The organism is Saccharibacillus sacchari, assembly GCF_037722395.1.
GTDB classification, from domain to species: domain Bacteria; phylum Bacillota; class Bacilli; order Paenibacillales; family Paenibacillaceae; genus Saccharibacillus; species Saccharibacillus sacchari_A.
The window spans coordinates 404,085-422,045 of the sequence record NZ_JBBKAR010000056.1; the positions used below are offsets into that span (position 1 = coordinate 404,085).

The following is a 17,961-nucleotide window of genomic DNA, read 5'->3' on the forward strand; positions in this document are numbered from 1 at the left end:
CGGCCGAGCGTAAAGGGTCTGCCGGTCTTTGGGTTGCGGAAGGAGCGAGTGATATGGAAGGCGGACAACCGGATCAAGCGATGCCGGATGAAATCATCATCAGCACTCAGACCACCGAACAATGGAAGCGGCGCAGAATGGAGCTTGGGCGCTGGGCGGAACGCGAGAAGATTCGTCTTTTTCCGAAAAAGGTCGGTCTATTGGACGGTGTTGAGGTGGATATCGAATTATTGGAAGCTTTAACGCGATTGAACGCGGCAGGCATCGTCACCGAATTCTCCTGCGCGGGCGTAAGCCCGCTCGATGAACCGGAAGAACATTCCTTATATGCCTACGTCACCTTGTTGGAAAGCGAGTCCGCGCGGGAGTTTATTGACTATGCGTCACGACGGATGGGGCGGCGACTGCTTGTTTCCTACGAACCATCCCATCATCGTTATGATCTATCTTCGTTTATGCTGGGGCAGAACCGTTCGTTTTGCTTTTTGCTGGAAACGTGCGCACGGGAGTTCAAGCCGAAACGAAGCCGCCATTAATGATAAAAAGGAGTTGGAATCGGTAATATGTTGAGTCTGGAAAAAAGAAGTCGTCAACTTGTCGGGAAGGTCGCTGCGCAGGCTGCTTCGCGTGAGCGTCTGCCGAGCGGATTATGGTTCCATGACGATATCCGCAACAATTTTTATTATGCCTCGTATCTGCATGCCGCTTCGCTCGACCCGGATATTCGGGTTCGTTTCGATCGCGAGCAGGCCAAAGAGACGGCGGAGGAAGTGCTCGGCATTGTGTTAGAGCTGCAAGATCGCCGGGAAGGCAGCGAGACTTACGGCCATTGGCCGCTTGGACTTGGCGAAGATCCGAAACAGGCGTCGCCGCATCCGCTTCCGGTCGAGCTGATGGGCAGTCTGATGCTGTACTTCGCCGAACGCAGCGGGGAGACGTTGCCTGAGGAGTTGCGGACCGCGTTCGAGATCGCACTTAAAGCCGTGTACGATAGTCGTTTCTATGATCAACCGCTGCGGGAATACGGGCATCATGAAGCAAAATACACAGCGGCCAAGCTGTTGTTCGGTTCGTTTTACGGAGATGACGAGTTGCTCGAAAACGGACGCCGTTCGCTTCAAGCCTTGCTTGCGCGCGTTCGGGAACGGGGCATGCACGAATACGGTTCGCAGCCCTGGTTCTGGCATTGGGTACAGGCGTTCACATGCGCTCGGCTGCTGCTCGACGACGCGCAGATTACGGCTGATCTGAACAGCATGCTTGATTATCTGTGGAGCGAACGTTCGTTGCATTATATCGGAGGCGCCTGGGCCGGACCGCATGCGCGAGGGTTGTCCGCCGATGCGCCGAAAGACGGCAATGTCGCGTTCGATTATTTGCAATACGGAGATTTCCGTTTGCCGCCGCAGTTGGTTCGTGCCGAATACGCCGGATTCCTGTTCTACGAAGCGCCGGAAGAAGCACGGATCGCGGCGATGGATCGTCTGGTTCCGGTCGAGGTCAAAAAGAAAGTGCTCAAGCCGCTTGAGGACGGAACGGATCTTGAACTACACAGCTACACGTATCTGACCGATGCGTACGCGGCGGGCGGGATGTGGGAGCGCTCGGAAGAGTTCGATAACGAACAGCATCGCTGGGACGTGACGCTTCCGCTATCGTACGAGCTGGGCAGCAGCGTCAATCAGGCATATTTTATCCATCCGGGCAAAGGGTATAGCGAAGGAGATCTGCGTCACGAAAGTCCGTACGCACGCATTTTGCCGGATCGAAGCGTAGTCATGGCGTTGTATCCGGTGCCGGAGGGAGAAGACCCAAGTATCGTCGGCGTTCTGCCGAAAGGGGAATGGATTGAAGACGAGCACGCGCTGTTCGGATTGGTCGGCGGTGTCTATCTGGCTGTGTTCCTGCGTCACGGTTACGAAACGGCGGAGCAGGAGGATCGGGTGAACGTGCGCAGCACGGGAGCGTCCAACGCCGTCGTGATCGAAGCGGCCAGCGTGGAGGAAGCGGAAAGTCTGGACGTCGAGGATCTGAAAGGCTTTGCCGAGCTGATGCGCGAGCGTGCGCCGAGTTTTGGCGAAGACGGCAGCCGTGTGAGATACCGGAGTCTGCACAGTCGTCGATTGGAGTTGGCCGTGGACGAGAAGGGCGAAGCATCGGCGCAGATCAATGGGCAGACGGTTGGATTCGGAGATTACGTGGTTTAAAAAAAGAAAGCCCCCGGTCTCTGCGTTTTTTCGCGGAGTTCGGGGGCTTTGAGCTATACTGATTTAGTTCTGGTTTTCCTGGAACAATGCCAAAAACGTCTTCGGAATTTCCGTTTCGAACTTGGTCGTGCGGCCGCTAGTCGGGTGAACAAACGTCAGCTCATGCACATGCAGACCCAGCCGACCCAGGTTGCGCAGCGTCGAGCCATATTTTTTGTCGCCGACGATCGGATGGCCGATGTCTTCGAACTGGGCACGGATCTGGTTTTTGCGATTCGTTTCCGTCGTGACTTCGAGCAAGGATACCTGGCTGGCTGCATTCAGGAGTTTGTAATGAAGCACCGCGTGCAGGCCGTCGCCTTCTTTGCGGCTGGCGTACATTTTGAGCGTTTTCGTTTCGCGCAACCAGGACGTGACGGTATCCGCTTCGCGTTTCACTTTGCCTTCCACCAGCACGGTGTAGGCTTGTTTGGCGATGCCGTTGTTCCATTGTTCAAGGATGGCTTCTTTGGCCGCTTCGTTTTTGGCAAGCAGCATTACGCCTGAAGCGTCTTTTTCCAGCAATTGCAGAGCAAACAGGCGACCGTGGGCATCCGTTAAGCGGATATGTCCCATAAGCTGACGATAGACCGTGTTGTCTTCTTCTCGGGAAGAAGACATCGACAGCAGTCCGGCTTCTTTGCGGATCACGATTACGTCATCGTCTTCATGCAAAATGCGCAAACCGGTTAGTCTTGCTTTCGGTTTTGCGCGTTCTTTGCCTACAACCACCGTTTGTCCGGGTTGCAGTTCATGGTTGTGTCGCGTAACGGCTACGCCGTCTACGCGAACCTGACCGTGCGATAGCATCGACTTGACCGAGTTACGGCCTGTGCCGCTCATGGCTTCTAACAGAAAGGCCAGCAGTTCGGCAGATTCTTTGACGGTAAAACTGCGGGATTGAGCGTCCGCTTTTTCTCTTCTTGCTTGTTCGCGCGCAGCGTAGGACGTATCTTTTGCGACGCCGGGAGGACGTTTCTTGCCGCCCGGCCGTTTATTCGTATAAGCCATAATCGGATAAACTCCATTCTGGGAAAAGGATCTCGGCGCAAGCGCGGACGCTGCACAAAACCCTTTTGCACAGCCGCGATTCGCCGAACCCACTATACCAGAGCCAACGTCAAAAGGCTAGTACCCTGACCGCTTAAGAGATTAGGGTACGCCCCCGGAAATCCGCTCAACCCTTGCGTGTTTCCGATGAATGCAAACCTTGGATTGGATGCGGTCAAGGTACTGCCCATAACAAAATAATAGATAGCTTTTTCCTATCCGAATAAGCTGCTCAGGCGCGAAACTCGTTTCCGTACCAAGTATCGGATATTGAATGCTTCCCCTTATACCGGCATCAGCCGCGTCGATACCGCAATCCGGTTCCAAGCATTGATCGCGACGATCGCCATCATGACTTTCGCCGTGCCTTCCTGGCCGAAAAGGCGCACCGCTTCGTCATAGACATCGTCCGCAACCCCGTGCCCATCCAGCCGGGTTACCGCTTCCGTCAATGCCAACGCCGCCCGTTCCTCTTCGTTATAAAAAGGCGCTTCGCGCCAAGCCGAAAGCATGTAAATCCGCTGTTCGCTTTCCCCCAGCTTGCGCGCGTCCCTCGTGTGCATGTTCAAGCAAAACGCGCACCCGTTCATCTGCGAAGCCCGAATCTTGATCAATTCCAACAACGTCTTGTCGATCCCCGTAGCCTTGACCGACATCTCGAACTCCATCATCTTCCCGTAAACTTCCGGCAACACCTGCTGCATATTCATTCTTTGTTCCATATCTTTTAATCTCCCTTATCCTAAAATTTGTCGTATTGATCGACATTTCAAAAAGTTCTGTCCGTCAGCGAAGCGTTAGGCGGAGGGAGAAATTCAGTGAAATACGCCTTTGAACTTGGAAAACAACCTTTTAAAATTTCAATCCAGTTTTCCAAGTGAGACAGCGTATTGAACGAATTTTTCCCTCCACCGCCCGAGCTTCTCTAACGAACAGGAACTTTTCTCCCCTTGTCGATCAATAAGACAAAACACCCCTTCTTATCGTGACGACTTTTTCAAAAAAAGAATATTCGTTCGCATTCAGCGGTTGCCCCAAACCATGATGCCCGGTAAAATATAGGAAGAACGCGTCCCGTGCGCCGATCAGGCAAGCAGCTTGATTGTGCCACCCTTGCCGAAGTTTCCACAAGAAGAAGGACTTCCAGCCGGGCGCTTGGAAAGCAACGAATACTCGGGGATGCCGACTGTGGCATTCCCTTTAAGGAGTTTTGCATAATGGCGATCGAAGAAAATAAACTGATGGAGCAGGCCGGCGAGCTTTTGCAGAAGTATTACGGATATCCCGATTTCCGCGAAGGGCAAAAGAAAATCGTCGAAAGTCTGCTAACGCGCAGCGATACGCTGGGCATCATGCCGACAGGCGGCGGTAAATCGATCTGTTACCAGATTCCGGCGTTGATGATGGACGGGCTGACGCTGGTGATCTCGCCCCTGATCTCGCTGATGAAAGACCAGGTGGACGCGCTCGTGACGAACGGAATCGCGGCCGCTTACATCAACAGCACGCTGAGCGGACGCGAAGTGAATGAACGCATCCGTGCGGCGCAGCGTGGCGAGCTGAAGCTTCTCTACGTTGCGCCGGAGCGTCTGGAGCTGGACTGGTTCCGCGACGAGATGGCGAATCTGCGTATCGATTGCGTCGCGGTGGACGAAGCCCACTGCGTCTCGCAATGGGGGCACGATTTCCGTACGAGTTACCTGTCGGTCGCGCCGTTCGTCGATTCGTTGCCGCTGCGCCCGACCGTTGCCGCATTTACCGCGACGGCTACGCCGCAGGTCATGGACGATATCGTTCGGTTGCTTGCGCTTCAGGAAGCGAAAATGTTCGTCACCGGACTCGGCCGCGACAATCTGGCGTTTTCCGTGCTGCGGGGCGAAAACAAAAAAGAATACATTTACGATTACGCCAAAACGCATGCCAACGAAGCCGGAATCGTCTACGCCGCTACGCGCAAAGAAGTCGACGAGCTATATTCCCAATTATCGATGAAAGGACTGGCCGCCGGACGTTACCATGCAGGCATGACCGACGATGAGCGCGAAAGCGCACAGGAAGCCTTTTTGTATGATGATGTGCAGGTGATGGTCGCGACCAACGCCTTCGGGATGGGGATCGATAAATCCAACGTACGTTATGTTATTCACTACAATATGCCGAAAAACATGGAAGCTTATGTACAGGAAGCCGGTCGCGCGGGTCGTGACGGCGAACCGAGCGAATGTATCTTGTTGTTCAGCGCGCAGGACATCGTGGTGCAAAAGTTCCTGATCGAGCAAAACGGGCAAGAGGAAGAACGGCGTCACAACGAGTATCGCAAACTTCAACTGATGGTCGATTACTGCTATACTACCCGATGCCTGCGCAGCGCCCAGCTCGATTATTTCGGCGAAGAGCACAGCGACGAGCCTTGCGGAACATGCAGCTCGTGCCGCGACGATCGGGAAATCATCGATATTACGGTGGACGCGCAAAAAATCTTTTCCTGCATTTACCGGATGCGCGAGCGGTTCGGCGCTTCGATGGTTGCAGGCGTGCTCAAAGGATCGCGGAACAAAAAAGTGCTGCAATACAAATTCGACCAATTGTCCACGTACGGTATGTTGAACGGCAAAACGGAGAAAGAAATCGTCGATATGATCAATGTGCTGGCTTCGGAAGGCTATCTGGAGCTGACCGAAGGGCAGTATCCGGTCGTGAAACTGCGCCCGCTCGCCACGGAAGTGCTCAAGGGCGGCCGTCAGGTGTTCCAGCGCGAAGCGCGCAAAGCTTCGTTTGCCGCATCGTCGTCCGGATCGCGCAGCAGCCATCCGCGTGCGGAAGTGAAGCTGTCGGCGACGGAAGTGACCATCTTCGAGCAGCTTCGTCTGATCCGCCGGGAACTGGCGTCCAAAGAGCATGTGCCGTCGTATATTATTTTCAACGATGCGACTTTGAGCGAAATGAGCGTGCATAAGCCGAAAACGGAGTTCGAAATGCTGCGGATCAAAGGCGTAGGCGAAGTGAAATATCGTAAATACGGTCAGCCGTTCCTCGAATTTTTCCAAAACCGCGAAGGCGATTCTGAAGGCGGCGGGACGGATGACGGATATTACGAGATGGAAGCGCCGCCCGAAGACGATTCGAATCTGTTTGCTTACTATGAGGATCACGATAAGTAATTAAAAAGCTGTACGGAAAAAGACCCCAATGTCCATGTGAAAATGGAGGTTGGGGTCTATTTGGCAAAGCGTCGATCCAGCCAAGCGATCCAGTCCTCGGTCACTTCGCCGCGATTCGTCTCGAAAGCCAGTTCATGCCGGGCTTCGCGATAAAGACGGCATTCCAGGTCATGGATTCCCGCGGCCTCATAGAACTCTTTTAACTTCGCGAGTCCTTCCGTGCCGCCGACAGGATCATGTTCGCCCGAGCAAAGCAATACGGGCTTGGATCGGTCAAAGCGCTTGGCAGGGTCCGGCATATGAATCTCCAGCAAAAGCCGGAAAAAGTCGCGGAAAAATCCGCAACTGAACAATGTTCGTCCATAGCGGCGTATAAAATCATCCACAGCCTCCGCGTCGCGGGATAACCAATCAAAGAACGTACGGCGGCGACCCAATCCCCGTCCGAATGGACCGAATACGAGGGCGTTTAGCGCAGGCGAGGCAAATGCCGGGGAAAGCATGTTTGCTTCGGCAGCGGCCAGTGCACGACCCAGTCGAAGAGGCCTTTCCGCGCGTGGTCCGCTGCTGCCCGTCAAAATAAATCCGGCATACATGGAAGGGTGGTCGGCCATAAGCTTTTGGGTCAGAAACGAGCCCATGCTGTGGCCCAACAAAATTATGGGGATGCCCGGATGGCGCTGGGAAATTTCTTTTGCTATGGTCAGCAGATCGCGGCACATTCCGTTTAGCGCATCGGGTCCGGCGTAGCCTTGACGTAGCGGACCGGCTGGCGTATGGCCCGTCGTGCGTCCATGTCCCCGATGATCGCCCGCGTATACCGTGTATCCGGCGGCATTCAAAGTGTTGGCAAGTTCGATGTACCGTGCGCCGTTCTCGCCCATACCGTGAGAAATCTGGACGATCGCTTTTGGTTTCGGGATCGGCCATACATTAACGCAGATCGAGACCTCGTCCGTGCCGCTCAGCATGAAGAACGAAGAGCGTTCCGTTTCATGAGAGTGAGAGCGGTTAACGGGCTGGCGTCTTTGTTTTAAAAGTGCTTTACGTTTAGGCTCAAGGCGAGTCGAAGTTGGTTGTAACCGTGATCGGTTGAATAACATGTCGTCCCTCCCTAGGTTCGAATGGGGCCGATTTTTTGCCGGAGTCCAAATGTTGGTTCGATTGTTGTTTCGATCAATGTCTTTAGATCATGTATACCCGCTTTGGGAGTGGTTAATCGGATTGGAGTAAGGATTTCGAACGGTCGCAAGACGGAGAAAAAGCCGAAAGTGCGGGGATTGTCCCGTACTTTCGACTTTTCTTTTAACTTTGCCGATGAAAAAAGAGGGTGGTTGAATCTTTAACTTTTTTCTACTGCAATGAGGTAAGGCGCGTCCGGTCTTTGCGGTTGCCGATACAAAATCACCCGTGCGGTCGTGACAGGAAGCCCGCTAGCCCACTGCTCGACAGCCAGAGCTTCGGCACCGCCACCTTCATGCCCGGGGTATAAGATCGCAGTCAAAATCCCTTTCGGCCGCAAAAGGGAAAGGGCTGCGTGGAGAGCGGGCAATGTCGAAGCCGGGACTGTCATCACGCTCAAGTCCTCCGCACCCGGCAAATAGCCAAGGTTGAACATCACGGCGCCGACCTTTCCTTGACGTTCTGTAGGCAAAGCTTGCGCCATTTCCGCGTGGCTGCGCAGAAGCAATTCCGTAACCGCCAATCGCGTTCCGGCTTCGGCTTCTTTTTCCAGCCGCGCTTGCGCCTGATCCAAAGCCGCCTGCTGGATATCGAATCCGTACACCGTTCCGCGCGCGCCGACCGTCCGGGCGAGATACAACGTATCCGCACCCGTACCCACTGTCGCATCAATCGCGGTTTCGCCGGGTTGCAACCTTTTTTGAATCAACTGTTGGGCAAAATTGAGTACCGATACAAATCCCATAACGTTAGCCCCTCCAGTACTTACCTTGCCAGGTATTGCGGTTTTTCAGTTCATCGTCGATGCCGTTCAACACTTCCCACTTTTTCAAACTCCACATCGGTCCGACCAGCAGGTCGCGCGGCGCGTCTCCGGTCAATCGGTGCACGATCATTTCCGGCGGCAAAATTTCCAGCGTATCGACGATCAGCTTGATATATTCATCGCGTTCCAGGAAACGAAGCAGTCCGGCCTCATACTGCTTGACCATCGGCGTTTTGCGCATAAGATGCAATAGATGGATTTTGATGCCTTGTACGTCCATATTCGCTACAGCGCGTCCGGTGTCCAGCATCATCTCGTGCGTTTCCTGCGGAAGGCCGTAGATGATATGCGCGCAAACCCGGATGCCGCGTGCACGCAGCTTGGCGACCGCTTCTTCGTAGCAGGCGGTATCGTGAGCGCGGTTAATGAGCGTTGATGTAGACTCATGGATCGTTTGCAGGCCCATCTCGACCCACAGGTACGTGCGTTCATTCAGCTCGGCCAAATAATCCACGACGTCGTCGGGCAGACAGTCGGGGCGGGTAGCGATAGCAAGACCGACCACGCCGGGCTGCTTCAGAATCTCTTCGTAATATTCGCGCAGCGTCTCAAGCGGGGCATACGTGTTGGTATACGCTTGGAAATATCCGATATATTTCGCGCTCGGCCACTTCAGATGTTGGCGATCGCGGATATTGTTGAACTGCGTCACCAGATCGTCGCGTCGGCTGCCTGCGAAGTCGCCCGATCCGCGTGCGCTGCAAAACGTACAACCGCCTTTGGCAACGGAACCGTCGCGGTTCGGACAAGAAAAGCCGGCATCCAGCATGACTTTGAATACTTTATCACCGAATTGATCGTGCATTTCGGTGTTCCAGGTATGGAATCGTTTATCGCTCCATAAAAGAGGCGATTGCGGTTCAAGAGTCGAAACAGGTGAAGAAATGCTCATGATAAGAGTCGAGCTCCTTTCGATATGGACACTATTACTCAATCTTTAATTCTAGCAAAATTGCGTTCGTTAAAAAAGGTTGATTCCGTGAATATTGATTTGAAACTTAAAAATAAAGAAATAAAAAATAAATTTTGCGCTTGATAAATATTACATGGATGTGTTATATTTATCTCAAGATCGGAAGACGGGAAAACAGCGTCGCATCAACGATGGTAACGCTCTCTTTTTTATCCCGGCACAGGCCGATTATTCTATAGAAATGAAGAGGTGATTGACAATGACGACTCAATTTGCACCGGATCACTTGGAAGAAAAAATCTCGGTTGAGCTGACTCGCGAAGAAGCGCTGGCACTGACTGGCGTACGTTTCCATAGCGGTCATAAAATCGAAATTGATGCCCGTAAGAAAATTCGTACTGCTTTTGAAAAGACATTCGATATTGCCGCGGATCGCACGGAGTAAACGAGGACAGGGAGCAATAAGCCCCTTTTCGGTTAACCGGATTATTATCCCGGCATAGATCGACGGCCTGCTCGCAAAAGCAAGTCGTCCCACGAAGCCCTTCCTTCCCGGAGGGCTTCTTTTTCATGAATCAGGCCCGCTTTTATCTTTACTTTTAGCGGGAAGTTCGGCACAATAAGGCGGAGGCTACGGCATGTTTTCAGATCGAAGGGATATTGGCACTCAGCCGAGCAAAAGCAAGGGCGACACCGAGATCACCGAGCCGAGATTTTTATAGCGGAGGAATGACATGCGTTTACGCGGAAGAAAAGGAATCCTGGAAAACCTGCAGGCACAGCCGGAATTGGTTGTCCTCGAACCGGAACAGTATAAGGGACGTTGGGCCGAATTGTTCGGTAACGACCATCCGATCTTTGTAGAATTGGGTATGGGCAAAGGCCGCTTTATCAGCGGAACCAGCGTACGCATGCCCGAAGCCAACTTTATCGGGATTGATATGTACGACGAACTCGTTCGACGTGCAAGCGATAAAGCGAGAGCGGCCTGGGAAGAGCAAGGCCATGAGACGCCGCCGAGCCTGATGCTGGCACGTGCCAATGTGGAAAAGCTCGAAGATATTTTTGCGCCTGGCGAACTGGATCGCATCTACTTGAATTTTAGCGATCCGTGGCCGAAGAAAAAACATGCTCGCCGTCGTCTGACACATCCGCGTTTCCTGGATATGTACAAGCGCGTACTCAACACCGACGGACAAATCCACTTTAAGACCGACTCGGAAACCTTGTTCGAGTTCTCGCTAAACTCGTTCGCGGATTCGGGTCTTCAGATGACCAACATCAGCCTGAACCTGCACCGTGACGGGATCAACGAAGAACACGTCATGACCGAGTATGAGCATAAATTCATGGGCAAAGGCATGAACATCCACCGCTGCGAAGTCGTAATCGGCGAGCGCGCGCTGGAACGCTACAACGAAATCCGCATGGAGCCCTACCGAATCTCCTCCGACGAACGCGCCGCCCTGGCCGCCGAAGAGGCCGAAGAAGAATAAGCTCTTCTTCGGGGTGGGTTTAGTTACGCTTGAGCCGCTGCGGGAGAAATTACCAGCATATGCTTCCGAAGTGCATTTCTTCGAAATGCTTTACGAGCCGCTGTCTCAAGCAGAAAGCCTACGGCTTTCCGCTTTCAAAGGCGTCTCGAACTGAATTTCTCCCTCCGCTTCATAGCGGAACAACCCATCCAAGCAGATCTTATTCTTTGACGACCCCATGAGCGGGGTCGTCTTTTTTTATGGAGTTCGTTCTTTTTTTGTAAAAAAGGAAGGCCGAGAGGCGGAGGGGGTGTTTCAGTGTAGGAGCGTTAGCGTTCGCCTTTGAACTGGGGAAGCCTCCTTGTAAAATTCCAATCCGGCTTCCCCAGTTCAACACGCGACCGAAACGAAACACCCCCGGAGCCGCCCCCCAGGCCTTCCTCCCCAAAAAACGAACAGGAACTCAAAAAAGAAAGGCGCCCCCAAGCGAATACGCTTATTGGGGCACCTTGTTTGTAGTTTCCAGGATTTCGATGATGCGCTTCGCGCTTTGCATCGGGCGAAGTTTTTCGATGTTGCGGCGGCTTTCGGCGCGTCTGCTCGCGAGTTCCGCGTATTGCTCCTCGTCCGTTAGCCGCGTCATCCATTTCCCGACGACTTCCAGCGAAGACAAGCGTTCTCCCCAGCCTTTGCTGGTGAAATATTCGCAGTTCTCTTCTTCCTGGCCGGGCAGCGGATTGTGGAACAGCATCGGAAGGGCTTTGGCCAAGCCTTCGGTGCAGGTCATGCCGCCAGGTTTCGTGATCAGCAGATCGGAAGCTTCCATCAGCTTGTCGATTTCTTTCGTGTACCCGATCACATGAATGTTTTCATGTTGGAAGCGGGGATCTTTTTTTAACTTGCGCATGGCTTTCTCGTTGCTCCCCACGCAGAATACCAATTGGACATCCTGTCGCCAACGGGTCAGATAGGGATTGAGTACATCACCGTTCATGAGTCCCCAACCGCCACTCATCACAAGCACGGTCGGCATGGCTTTAAGACCCATTTCCTGCAAAATGCTTGCCTTGACCGGATGCTCCCAGAAGCTTGGATCGACCGGGATGCCCGTCACGTCAATGCGAAAAGGGGATACGCCGCGTTGCAGGACTTTGTTTTTCACTTCCTGCGTAGAAACCAGATAATGATCTACGCCGGAGCTGATCCACGTTCCGTGAACGTCGTAATCCGTCACAACCGTGCATAGCGGCACGCGCAGTCCCAAACGCTTGAGCCTTGAGATCACCGCGCTCGGAATCGGATGCGTGCATACGACCAGATCCGGTCTGAGCTGTTCGATGACTTCTCTGGCATGCGCGTAAAAAAGTCGGTGGAGCGCCAGCGTCGTCAGGCGATTGAGCGATTTTTTATACTGCTGCTTGTACATCATGCTCACGAAACGGGGCTGGGTCACCACCGTTTTTTTGTAAGCATTGATGAACAGCGGGGCGACCTTGGGGTTCAGAAAGCTTCCGAGTTCGAGCACGCGGGTCTGAACGTCGGGGCAAAGCCTGCGAAGGCTGCCGGACAGGGCGTAAGCAGCCCGCGTATGTCCGGCGCCGAAGCCTTCCGACAGGATCAGGACTCTGTATTTGGACACGTTTTTCGTCACCTTTTTCGGAAAAGCCCGTCGCCGACGCTATGCAGCGCGGAAGACGGGCCGATTTTTCGATCTGCCTCAACGATCAGGCAGGTTCGGCTGTTCGTTCGAGCGGTGTGTAGACCTGCCGAATGGCAGGCTTCATACCCCTCTACGATAGCCGCTTTAAGGCCATAATGCAACTGTCAACCAAGCGGTCAACGAACCGATGACGCCGCCGGCCAGTACATCGGATGGATAGTGCAAACCGAGGTACATGCGGGAAGTTCCTACAATTAAGGCGATCGGAAGCAGTATGGCTGTGCTCCACGGAATGAGCAGCATGATCGGAACCGTGACAGAAAAGATTGCGGTTGTGTGTCCCGACGGGAACGAGTGGTCCACAAGCGGGTTGCGAAATGTGTTCGTCTCGGGCAGCGCCAAATGAGGCCGAACACGTGGGTACAGCTTTTTGACAACGGCGACCGGTACGTGACTCGCAGCCAGTGCGACAAGCGAGTGCAGGGCGGCGGAGTTCCACGGCGCCGGCGCGAGCCAGGACGCGAGCACAGTCGCCGTAATGGTGAATGTAGCGCCACCCAGGTGAGTCAAGTAGTAGAGCAGGACACTCAGAACGCGATGGTGCAGACGTCCGTTGACCCATTTGAAAATGCGCTGGTCCAATTGGCTCAGCTTGATCAGCAAACTACGCATAACATCCCTCCGGATAAAGAGCCCGGGCAATTGGAGAAGGTGACGGGGCTGTCTTTTTTTGCTACCGCAGCTTGCCGTGTCAAGGCGCTTATTATTTTTCGAAGACGCCTGAGCCACGGGCAAGCGGAACGGCAGTTCCACATCTGGTTGCAATTTTGACTCTATCAACCCCGAATTATACAATGATTCAAGGCAATTATAATAGGGTTAAAAAAAATTAACCGAAATTGCCCAACTTTTATCAGTGCTCTCGCGTTTAATTAAGAGTGAGAAGAACGGGAGGTGGGCAGGTCCCTTGATTCGGAAAGCTGAAACGGGACCAAAAGCACGAAAGTCGGAGCAAACCGCACATAAAACGAGGTGCGGAAGCGAATCGGCAGGCCGCTGCGTTGGATTTGACGGTAAGGCACTCTTTTTTTGCCTTGCATCGCGAATTCACGGTTTTGACAAATGTCCGCAAAATCGCCAGAATCGAAAAGAACGATTTATGCCAAGCATAAAACAAAAAATGGGTCATTCAAAGTCGCTATGGAAAACAAGGCACAGAAGACAAAAACAAAAAAACAAGCTTTCTGTGTACATAGGGGTAAAAAAAGGGGGTTCAACCAACCATGCTGCAAGGAATATTTATGACGCTCCAGGTGCTGCTGGCCGTAATCGGAGTGTATCAGTTCGGATTTGCATTGTTCGGACTGTACAAAAGGAAAAAGGAAAAGTCGTTTGAGCCGCAAAAGTCGTTCGCCATTTTGGTCGCTGCGCATAACGAAGAAGAAGTTATCGGAGCCCTGATGGAGAACCTCAAAAAGCTGCGTTATCCGAAAGAACTGTACGACGTATTCGTCATTTGCGATAACTGTACAGACCAGACAGCCGATATCGTGCGTCAGCACGGTTGGAACGCTTGTGTTCGAGTAAATCCTAATCTGCGCGGTAAAGGCTATGCGATCGAGTGGATGCTGGAGGAACTGTGGAAGCTGGACCGCGAGTATGACGGGATCGTCATGCTGGATGCCGACAACCTGGCACATCCGGACTTCCTGATCGGCATGAACGACGATCTGTGCAAAGGCGCAAAGGTTATTCAAGGTTATATCGACACGAAAAACCCGAACGACTCGTGGATCACGGCTGCTTACGGAATTTCCTACTGGTACATCAACCGCTTGTGGCAGCTGTCCCGTCATAACCTGAACATGGCCAACTTCCTTGGCGGTACAGGCATGTGCTTCGACAATAAATTGTTGAAGGATATGGGCTGGGGCGCGACAAGCTTGGTTGAGGACTTGGAATTCACGATGCGTTGCGTAAAGCGCGGCGTATATCCGAAGTTCAACTATCACGCTAAAATTTACGACGAGAAGCCGTTGACGTTCAAAGCTTCCTCCGTGCAACGTCTGCGTTGGATGCAAGGACACTTTACCGTAGCGCGGAAATACTTCTTCCCGCTGTTGTGGCAAAGTATCCGTGACCGCAGCATCGTGAAGTTCGATATGGCGCTGTACGCGGTTAACGTCTATATCGTACTGTTGACTCTTCTTCTTACGGCAGTCCTGTACGGCGACATCGCATTGTTTAACGGACCTCATATCGTGACGATGTACAGCTTCCTTCCGTTATGGGTGGCTGCCGGTGCGATCCTGGCTCAAGTTGCGGTGTTCTTCGTAGCCATGATTTTGGAAAACGTGAAGTCTTGGAAAGTGTACGCGTACATGCTGCTCTTCCCAATCTATCTGCTGTCGTGGTTCCCGATTACGTTCTATGCGTTCTTCACGCAAAACAACAAGCAATGGAGCCACACCAAGCATACCCGCGTCGTTCGTATCGATGAGATGCAGAGCGAACAAAGCTAATCCGGAATCGGCGAATAAAAAAGTTTTGAAAAAGACTTTACAATCTGTTGAATCTCCGGTATAGTAATTCGAGTGTTGTTTAACTATTAGGATTCAAAAGCAGAAGCTTCCGCTTCTCACCTGTCCGGTATAGGCCGGCTGGTTCCCGATCCGATCGTTTATGAAGAGTTTTTTCTCATGAAGATTGAAGATCACCGGGATGCGGACTGCTTGTCCGTATCCCTTTTATTATGGGCAAATAAGCCCTTGTAACAAACTCGATTCGGAGGTGGACGGTTATTAGTAAGGACCATATGATCAATGAGGAAATCCGGGCGCGCGAAGTACGCCTGGTAGGCGCGGAAGGCGAACAAATCGGAATTACGCCGATTCGTGAAGCGCTTCAGATGGCAGCGGACCTGAATTTGGATTTGGTGAACATGGCGCCACAAGCAAAACCGCCGGTTTGTCGGATCATGGATTACGGCAAGTTCCGTTACGAGCAACAAAAGAAAGAAAAAGAAGCACGCAAAAATCAAAAGATCGTCGAGCTCAAAGAAGTTCGCTTCAGCGCGAACATCGAAGAACACGATTATCACACGAAATTGCGTAACGTGGTCAAGTTCCTTGAGGCTGGCGACAAAGTGAAATGCTCCGTGCGTTTCCGCGGCCGCGAGATCACGCACGCTTCGCTTGGTCAAAAAGTGCTGGAACGCGTACGGGACGAAGTGACGGAAATTTCTATCGTCGATCGTCAACCGAAGCTCGAAGGCCGTAGCATGATTATGATTTTGGCTCCGAAAAACCAATAGGGGGAAAGTACAATGCCTAAAATGAAAACACACAGCAGTCTGAAAGGCCGTTTCAAAATCACAGGTACCGGTAAAGTGACGCGTTACAGCTCGCACAAAAACCACCTGCTCTCGCACAAATCCAAGCGCGCTAAGCGTAACCTGAAAGCCGATCATCTGATGGCTCCGGGCGACGTTAGACGTCTGGCTCAAGGACTCAAGCAACTCAAATAGTTTCAACATAATCGACTGGGAGGTCTTTAGATATGGCAAGAGTTAAAGGCGGTTTCGTGACGCGTCGTCGTCATAAAAAAGTACTGAAGCTGGCAAAAGGTTATTTCGGTTCCAAACACCGTATTTTTAAAACGGCAAAAGAGCAAGTAAACAAATCCCTGATTTACGCTTACCGCGATCGTCGTCAGACAAAACGCAACTTCCGCAAACTGTGGATCGTGCGTATCAACGCGGCAGCACGTCAAAACGGTTTGTCTTACAGCAAATTGATGCACGGCCTGAAACTGGCGGGTATCGACGTGAACCGTAAAATGCTGGCTGAGCTGGCTGTTAACGACCTTACGGCGTTCAACACCCTGGCATCCGCAGCAAAAGAAAAAATCAACGCTTAATTTAAGCGTAGGCAAGATCCTTCATCCGGAATCTGATTTCGGAATGAGGGATCTTTTTTTTGTCTTCATCTATAAACAGGTTGTATGGAAGCCGATGTATTCAAGTAAGGAGGAGAAAACCGAAGTATCCGGTTCATTGCAGTAAAGCGTTTAGGCGATGGTTCCTTAAATGAAAAAAGCGATTGTTCGTTATTAAGTCACAGCATATGTTAACTATGACCGAGGTAAGCGATTTCAGATCAAAAAATACGAATTTTGTCTTGGAAATTGATTTTTAATAGTAGATTTTGCGGCGCGCTGAATGTATAATCTGTAAAGCGAAAGCAATCCTGCAAAGAAAGATACTTATGCAGGCAAAGATCCTAAGGGGGAACTATCCAAAATGAAAAAAGCTGTAAAACTCTCGCTTTTCATGCTACTGGCCTTCTCGCTCGTTCTGGCTGCTTGTGGCAACAATAGCAGCGGCAACACTGCTTCGACTGGTGGCGAAAGCACAGAAGGTGCTGCTACAAGCGACATCAAGATCGCTATGGTTACCGACACTGGCGGCGTAAATGACAAGTCGTTCAACCAAACTTCTTGGGAAGCTCTGCAAGCCCTCGAAAAAGAGCAAGGCGTTACAGTTAAGTACCTGCAAAGTAAAAGCGAAGCAGATTATCAGCCTAACCTGAACCAATTCGTTAAAGATGGATATAACCTGACTTGGGGCATCGGCTTCGCACTGGAAAGCGCTCTGGGCGAAATCGCCAAGCAAAACCCGGACTCCAACTTCGCGATCATCGACGCTGCTGTCGATGCACCAAACGTTGAATCCGTTCTGTTCTCCGAGAACGAAGGCGCGTTCCTGGTTGGCGTAGTTGCCGGTAAAATGACGAAAACAAACAAGATCGGTTTCGTAGGCGGTATGGATTCGCCAACAATCAAGAAATTCGAAGTTGGTTTCAAAGCGGGTATCGAAGCTTCGAACCCAGATGCTCAATTCACGGCTGTATATGCAAGTGGATTCGATAAGCCGGACGAAGGCAAATCGGCTGCAGCAACGCTGTACAACGACGGCGCGGACATCGTGTTCCAAGCTGCCGGCGGTACGGGTACTGGCGTATTCAACGAAGCTCTTGATCGTAAAGGCCAAGGTCAAGCCGTATGGGTTATCGGCGTAGATAAAGACCAATCGATCGAATTCGGTACAGACATCACTCTGACTTCGATGATCAAGCGCGTAGACGTGGCAATCAAAACGGTATCGCAACAAGTTATCGACGGAACGTTTAAAGGCGGCACGATCACGACTCTGGGTCTTAAGGACGATGGCGTAGGTATCGCGGATACTTCGAACGTAAACGTACCTCAAGAAGTTCTGGACGAAGTACAATCGTACAAAGAAAAAATCGTGAACGGCGAAATCACAGTTCCTGCTGAATAATCACCGCACAATGATATAATACTAGTGACAAGGCCGGTTCCTTGAACCCGGCCTTGTCGTTACGTTTACGGTTAAATGAAACCGCAGGCCGCACGCTGTTCACGCGA

At 52.1% G+C, this 17,961-nt stretch carries 17 protein-coding genes; 10 read left to right on the forward strand and 7 right to left on the reverse strand.

The window, feature by feature from the left end:
• Nucleotides 1-53 precede the first annotated feature (53 nt).
• A complete protein-coding gene (locus WKI47_RS23125) occupies nucleotides 54-536 on the forward strand; it encodes a hypothetical protein (RefSeq protein ID WP_340229535.1) in 483 nt (160 codons plus the stop codon).
• A 27-nt stretch (nucleotides 537-563) separates the two neighbouring features.
• The gene (locus tag WKI47_RS23130) at nucleotides 564-2,207 is read left to right on the forward strand and encodes a hypothetical protein (protein ID WP_340229536.1); all 1,644 of its coding nucleotides are present in this window, start codon (nucleotides 564-566) and stop codon (nucleotides 2,205-2,207) included.
• Between the two features lie 63 nt (nucleotides 2,208-2,270).
• On the opposite strand, the gene WKI47_RS23135 is transcribed toward WKI47_RS23130, so the two are convergent.
• Both WKI47_RS23135 and WKI47_RS23140 read right to left on the reverse strand, forming a co-directional pair.
• Entirely contained in the window at nucleotides 2,271-3,257 is a 987-nt protein-coding gene (locus WKI47_RS23135; RefSeq protein ID WP_340229537.1) for an RluA family pseudouridine synthase, read from the reverse strand.
• Between the two features lie 323 nt (nucleotides 3,258-3,580).
• Nucleotides 3,581-4,018: a carboxymuconolactone decarboxylase family protein gene (locus WKI47_RS23140; RefSeq protein WP_340229538.1), complete on the reverse strand. Its 438-nt coding sequence runs from the start codon at nucleotides 4,016-4,018 to the stop codon at nucleotides 3,581-3,583.
• 495 nt (nucleotides 4,019-4,513) lie between these two features.
• Between WKI47_RS23140 and recQ the strand changes: the two genes are divergently transcribed.
• The gene (gene recQ, locus WKI47_RS23145) at nucleotides 4,514-6,457 is read left to right on the forward strand and encodes a DNA helicase RecQ (RefSeq protein ID WP_340229539.1); all 1,944 of its coding nucleotides are present in this window, start codon (nucleotides 4,514-4,516) and stop codon (nucleotides 6,455-6,457) included.
• A gap of 56 nt (nucleotides 6,458-6,513) precedes the next feature.
• Here the strand turns inward: recQ and WKI47_RS23150 are convergent, their stop codons facing one another.
• The 3 genes from WKI47_RS23150 to WKI47_RS23160 all read right to left on the reverse strand — a co-directional run bounded on the left by WKI47_RS23150 (nucleotide 6,514) and on the right by WKI47_RS23160 (nucleotide 9,357).
• On the reverse strand, nucleotides 6,514-7,428 hold the full coding sequence (locus WKI47_RS23150; RefSeq protein ID WP_340229540.1) for an alpha/beta hydrolase: 915 nt from the start codon (nucleotides 7,426-7,428) through the stop codon (nucleotides 6,514-6,516).
• Nucleotides 7,429-7,799: 371 nt separating this feature from the next.
• Entirely contained in the window at nucleotides 7,800-8,384 is a 585-nt protein-coding gene (locus tag WKI47_RS23155) for a tRNA (mnm(5)s(2)U34)-methyltransferase (protein ID WP_340229541.1), read from the reverse strand.
• Between the two features lie 4 nt (nucleotides 8,385-8,388).
• Nucleotides 8,389-9,357 (reverse strand): TIGR01212 family radical SAM protein, encoded by a 969-nt coding sequence (locus WKI47_RS23160; RefSeq protein ID WP_340229542.1) that lies wholly within the window; start codon nucleotides 9,355-9,357, stop codon nucleotides 8,389-8,391.
• 280 nt (nucleotides 9,358-9,637) lie between these two features.
• Between WKI47_RS23160 and WKI47_RS23165 the strand changes: the two genes are divergently transcribed.
• Nucleotides 9,638-9,823 (forward strand): hypothetical protein, encoded by a 186-nt coding sequence (locus WKI47_RS23165; RefSeq protein WP_340229543.1) that lies wholly within the window; start codon nucleotides 9,638-9,640, stop codon nucleotides 9,821-9,823.
• Nucleotides 9,824-10,112: 289 nt separating this feature from the next.
• Entirely contained in the window at nucleotides 10,113-10,874 is a 762-nt protein-coding gene (trmB, locus tag WKI47_RS23170; protein ID WP_340229544.1) for a tRNA (guanosine(46)-N7)-methyltransferase TrmB, read from the forward strand.
• Between the two features lie 475 nt (nucleotides 10,875-11,349).
• On the opposite strand, the gene WKI47_RS23175 is transcribed toward trmB, so the two are convergent.
• Both WKI47_RS23175 and WKI47_RS23180 read right to left on the reverse strand, forming a co-directional pair.
• Nucleotides 11,350-12,492: an MGDG synthase family glycosyltransferase gene (locus WKI47_RS23175; protein WP_340229545.1), complete on the reverse strand. Its 1,143-nt coding sequence runs from the start codon at nucleotides 12,490-12,492 to the stop codon at nucleotides 11,350-11,352.
• Between the two features lie 165 nt (nucleotides 12,493-12,657).
• Nucleotides 12,658-13,185 (reverse strand): phosphatase PAP2 family protein, encoded by a 528-nt coding sequence (locus tag WKI47_RS23180; protein ID WP_340229546.1) that lies wholly within the window; start codon nucleotides 13,183-13,185, stop codon nucleotides 12,658-12,660.
• Nucleotides 13,186-13,796: 611 nt separating this feature from the next.
• Here WKI47_RS23180 and WKI47_RS23185 point away from each other — a divergent pair.
• The 5 genes from WKI47_RS23185 to WKI47_RS23205 all read left to right on the forward strand — a co-directional run bounded on the left by WKI47_RS23185 (nucleotide 13,797) and on the right by WKI47_RS23205 (nucleotide 17,854).
• Nucleotides 13,797-15,035, forward strand: a complete 1,239-nt coding sequence (locus WKI47_RS23185; protein WP_340229547.1) for a glycosyltransferase family 2 protein — start codon at nucleotides 13,797-13,799, stop codon at nucleotides 15,033-15,035.
• A gap of 293 nt (nucleotides 15,036-15,328) precedes the next feature.
• A complete protein-coding gene (infC, locus tag WKI47_RS23190) occupies nucleotides 15,329-15,826 on the forward strand; it encodes a translation initiation factor IF-3 (protein ID WP_340229548.1) in 498 nt (165 codons plus the stop codon).
• Between the two features lie 12 nt (nucleotides 15,827-15,838).
• Nucleotides 15,839-16,039, forward strand: coding sequence for a 50S ribosomal protein L35 (gene rpmI, locus WKI47_RS23195; RefSeq protein WP_087799971.1), 201 nt, complete (start codon nucleotides 15,839-15,841; stop codon nucleotides 16,037-16,039).
• Nucleotides 16,040-16,071: 32 nt separating this feature from the next.
• On the forward strand, nucleotides 16,072-16,431 hold the full coding sequence (gene rplT, locus WKI47_RS23200) for a 50S ribosomal protein L20 (protein ID WP_340229549.1): 360 nt from the start codon (nucleotides 16,072-16,074) through the stop codon (nucleotides 16,429-16,431).
• A 382-nt stretch (nucleotides 16,432-16,813) separates the two neighbouring features.
• Complete coding sequence (locus WKI47_RS23205) at nucleotides 16,814-17,854, forward strand: BMP family protein (protein ID WP_340229550.1); 1,041 nt, start codon at nucleotides 16,814-16,816, stop codon at nucleotides 17,852-17,854.
• The last annotated feature ends 107 nt before the right edge of the window (nucleotides 17,855-17,961 follow it).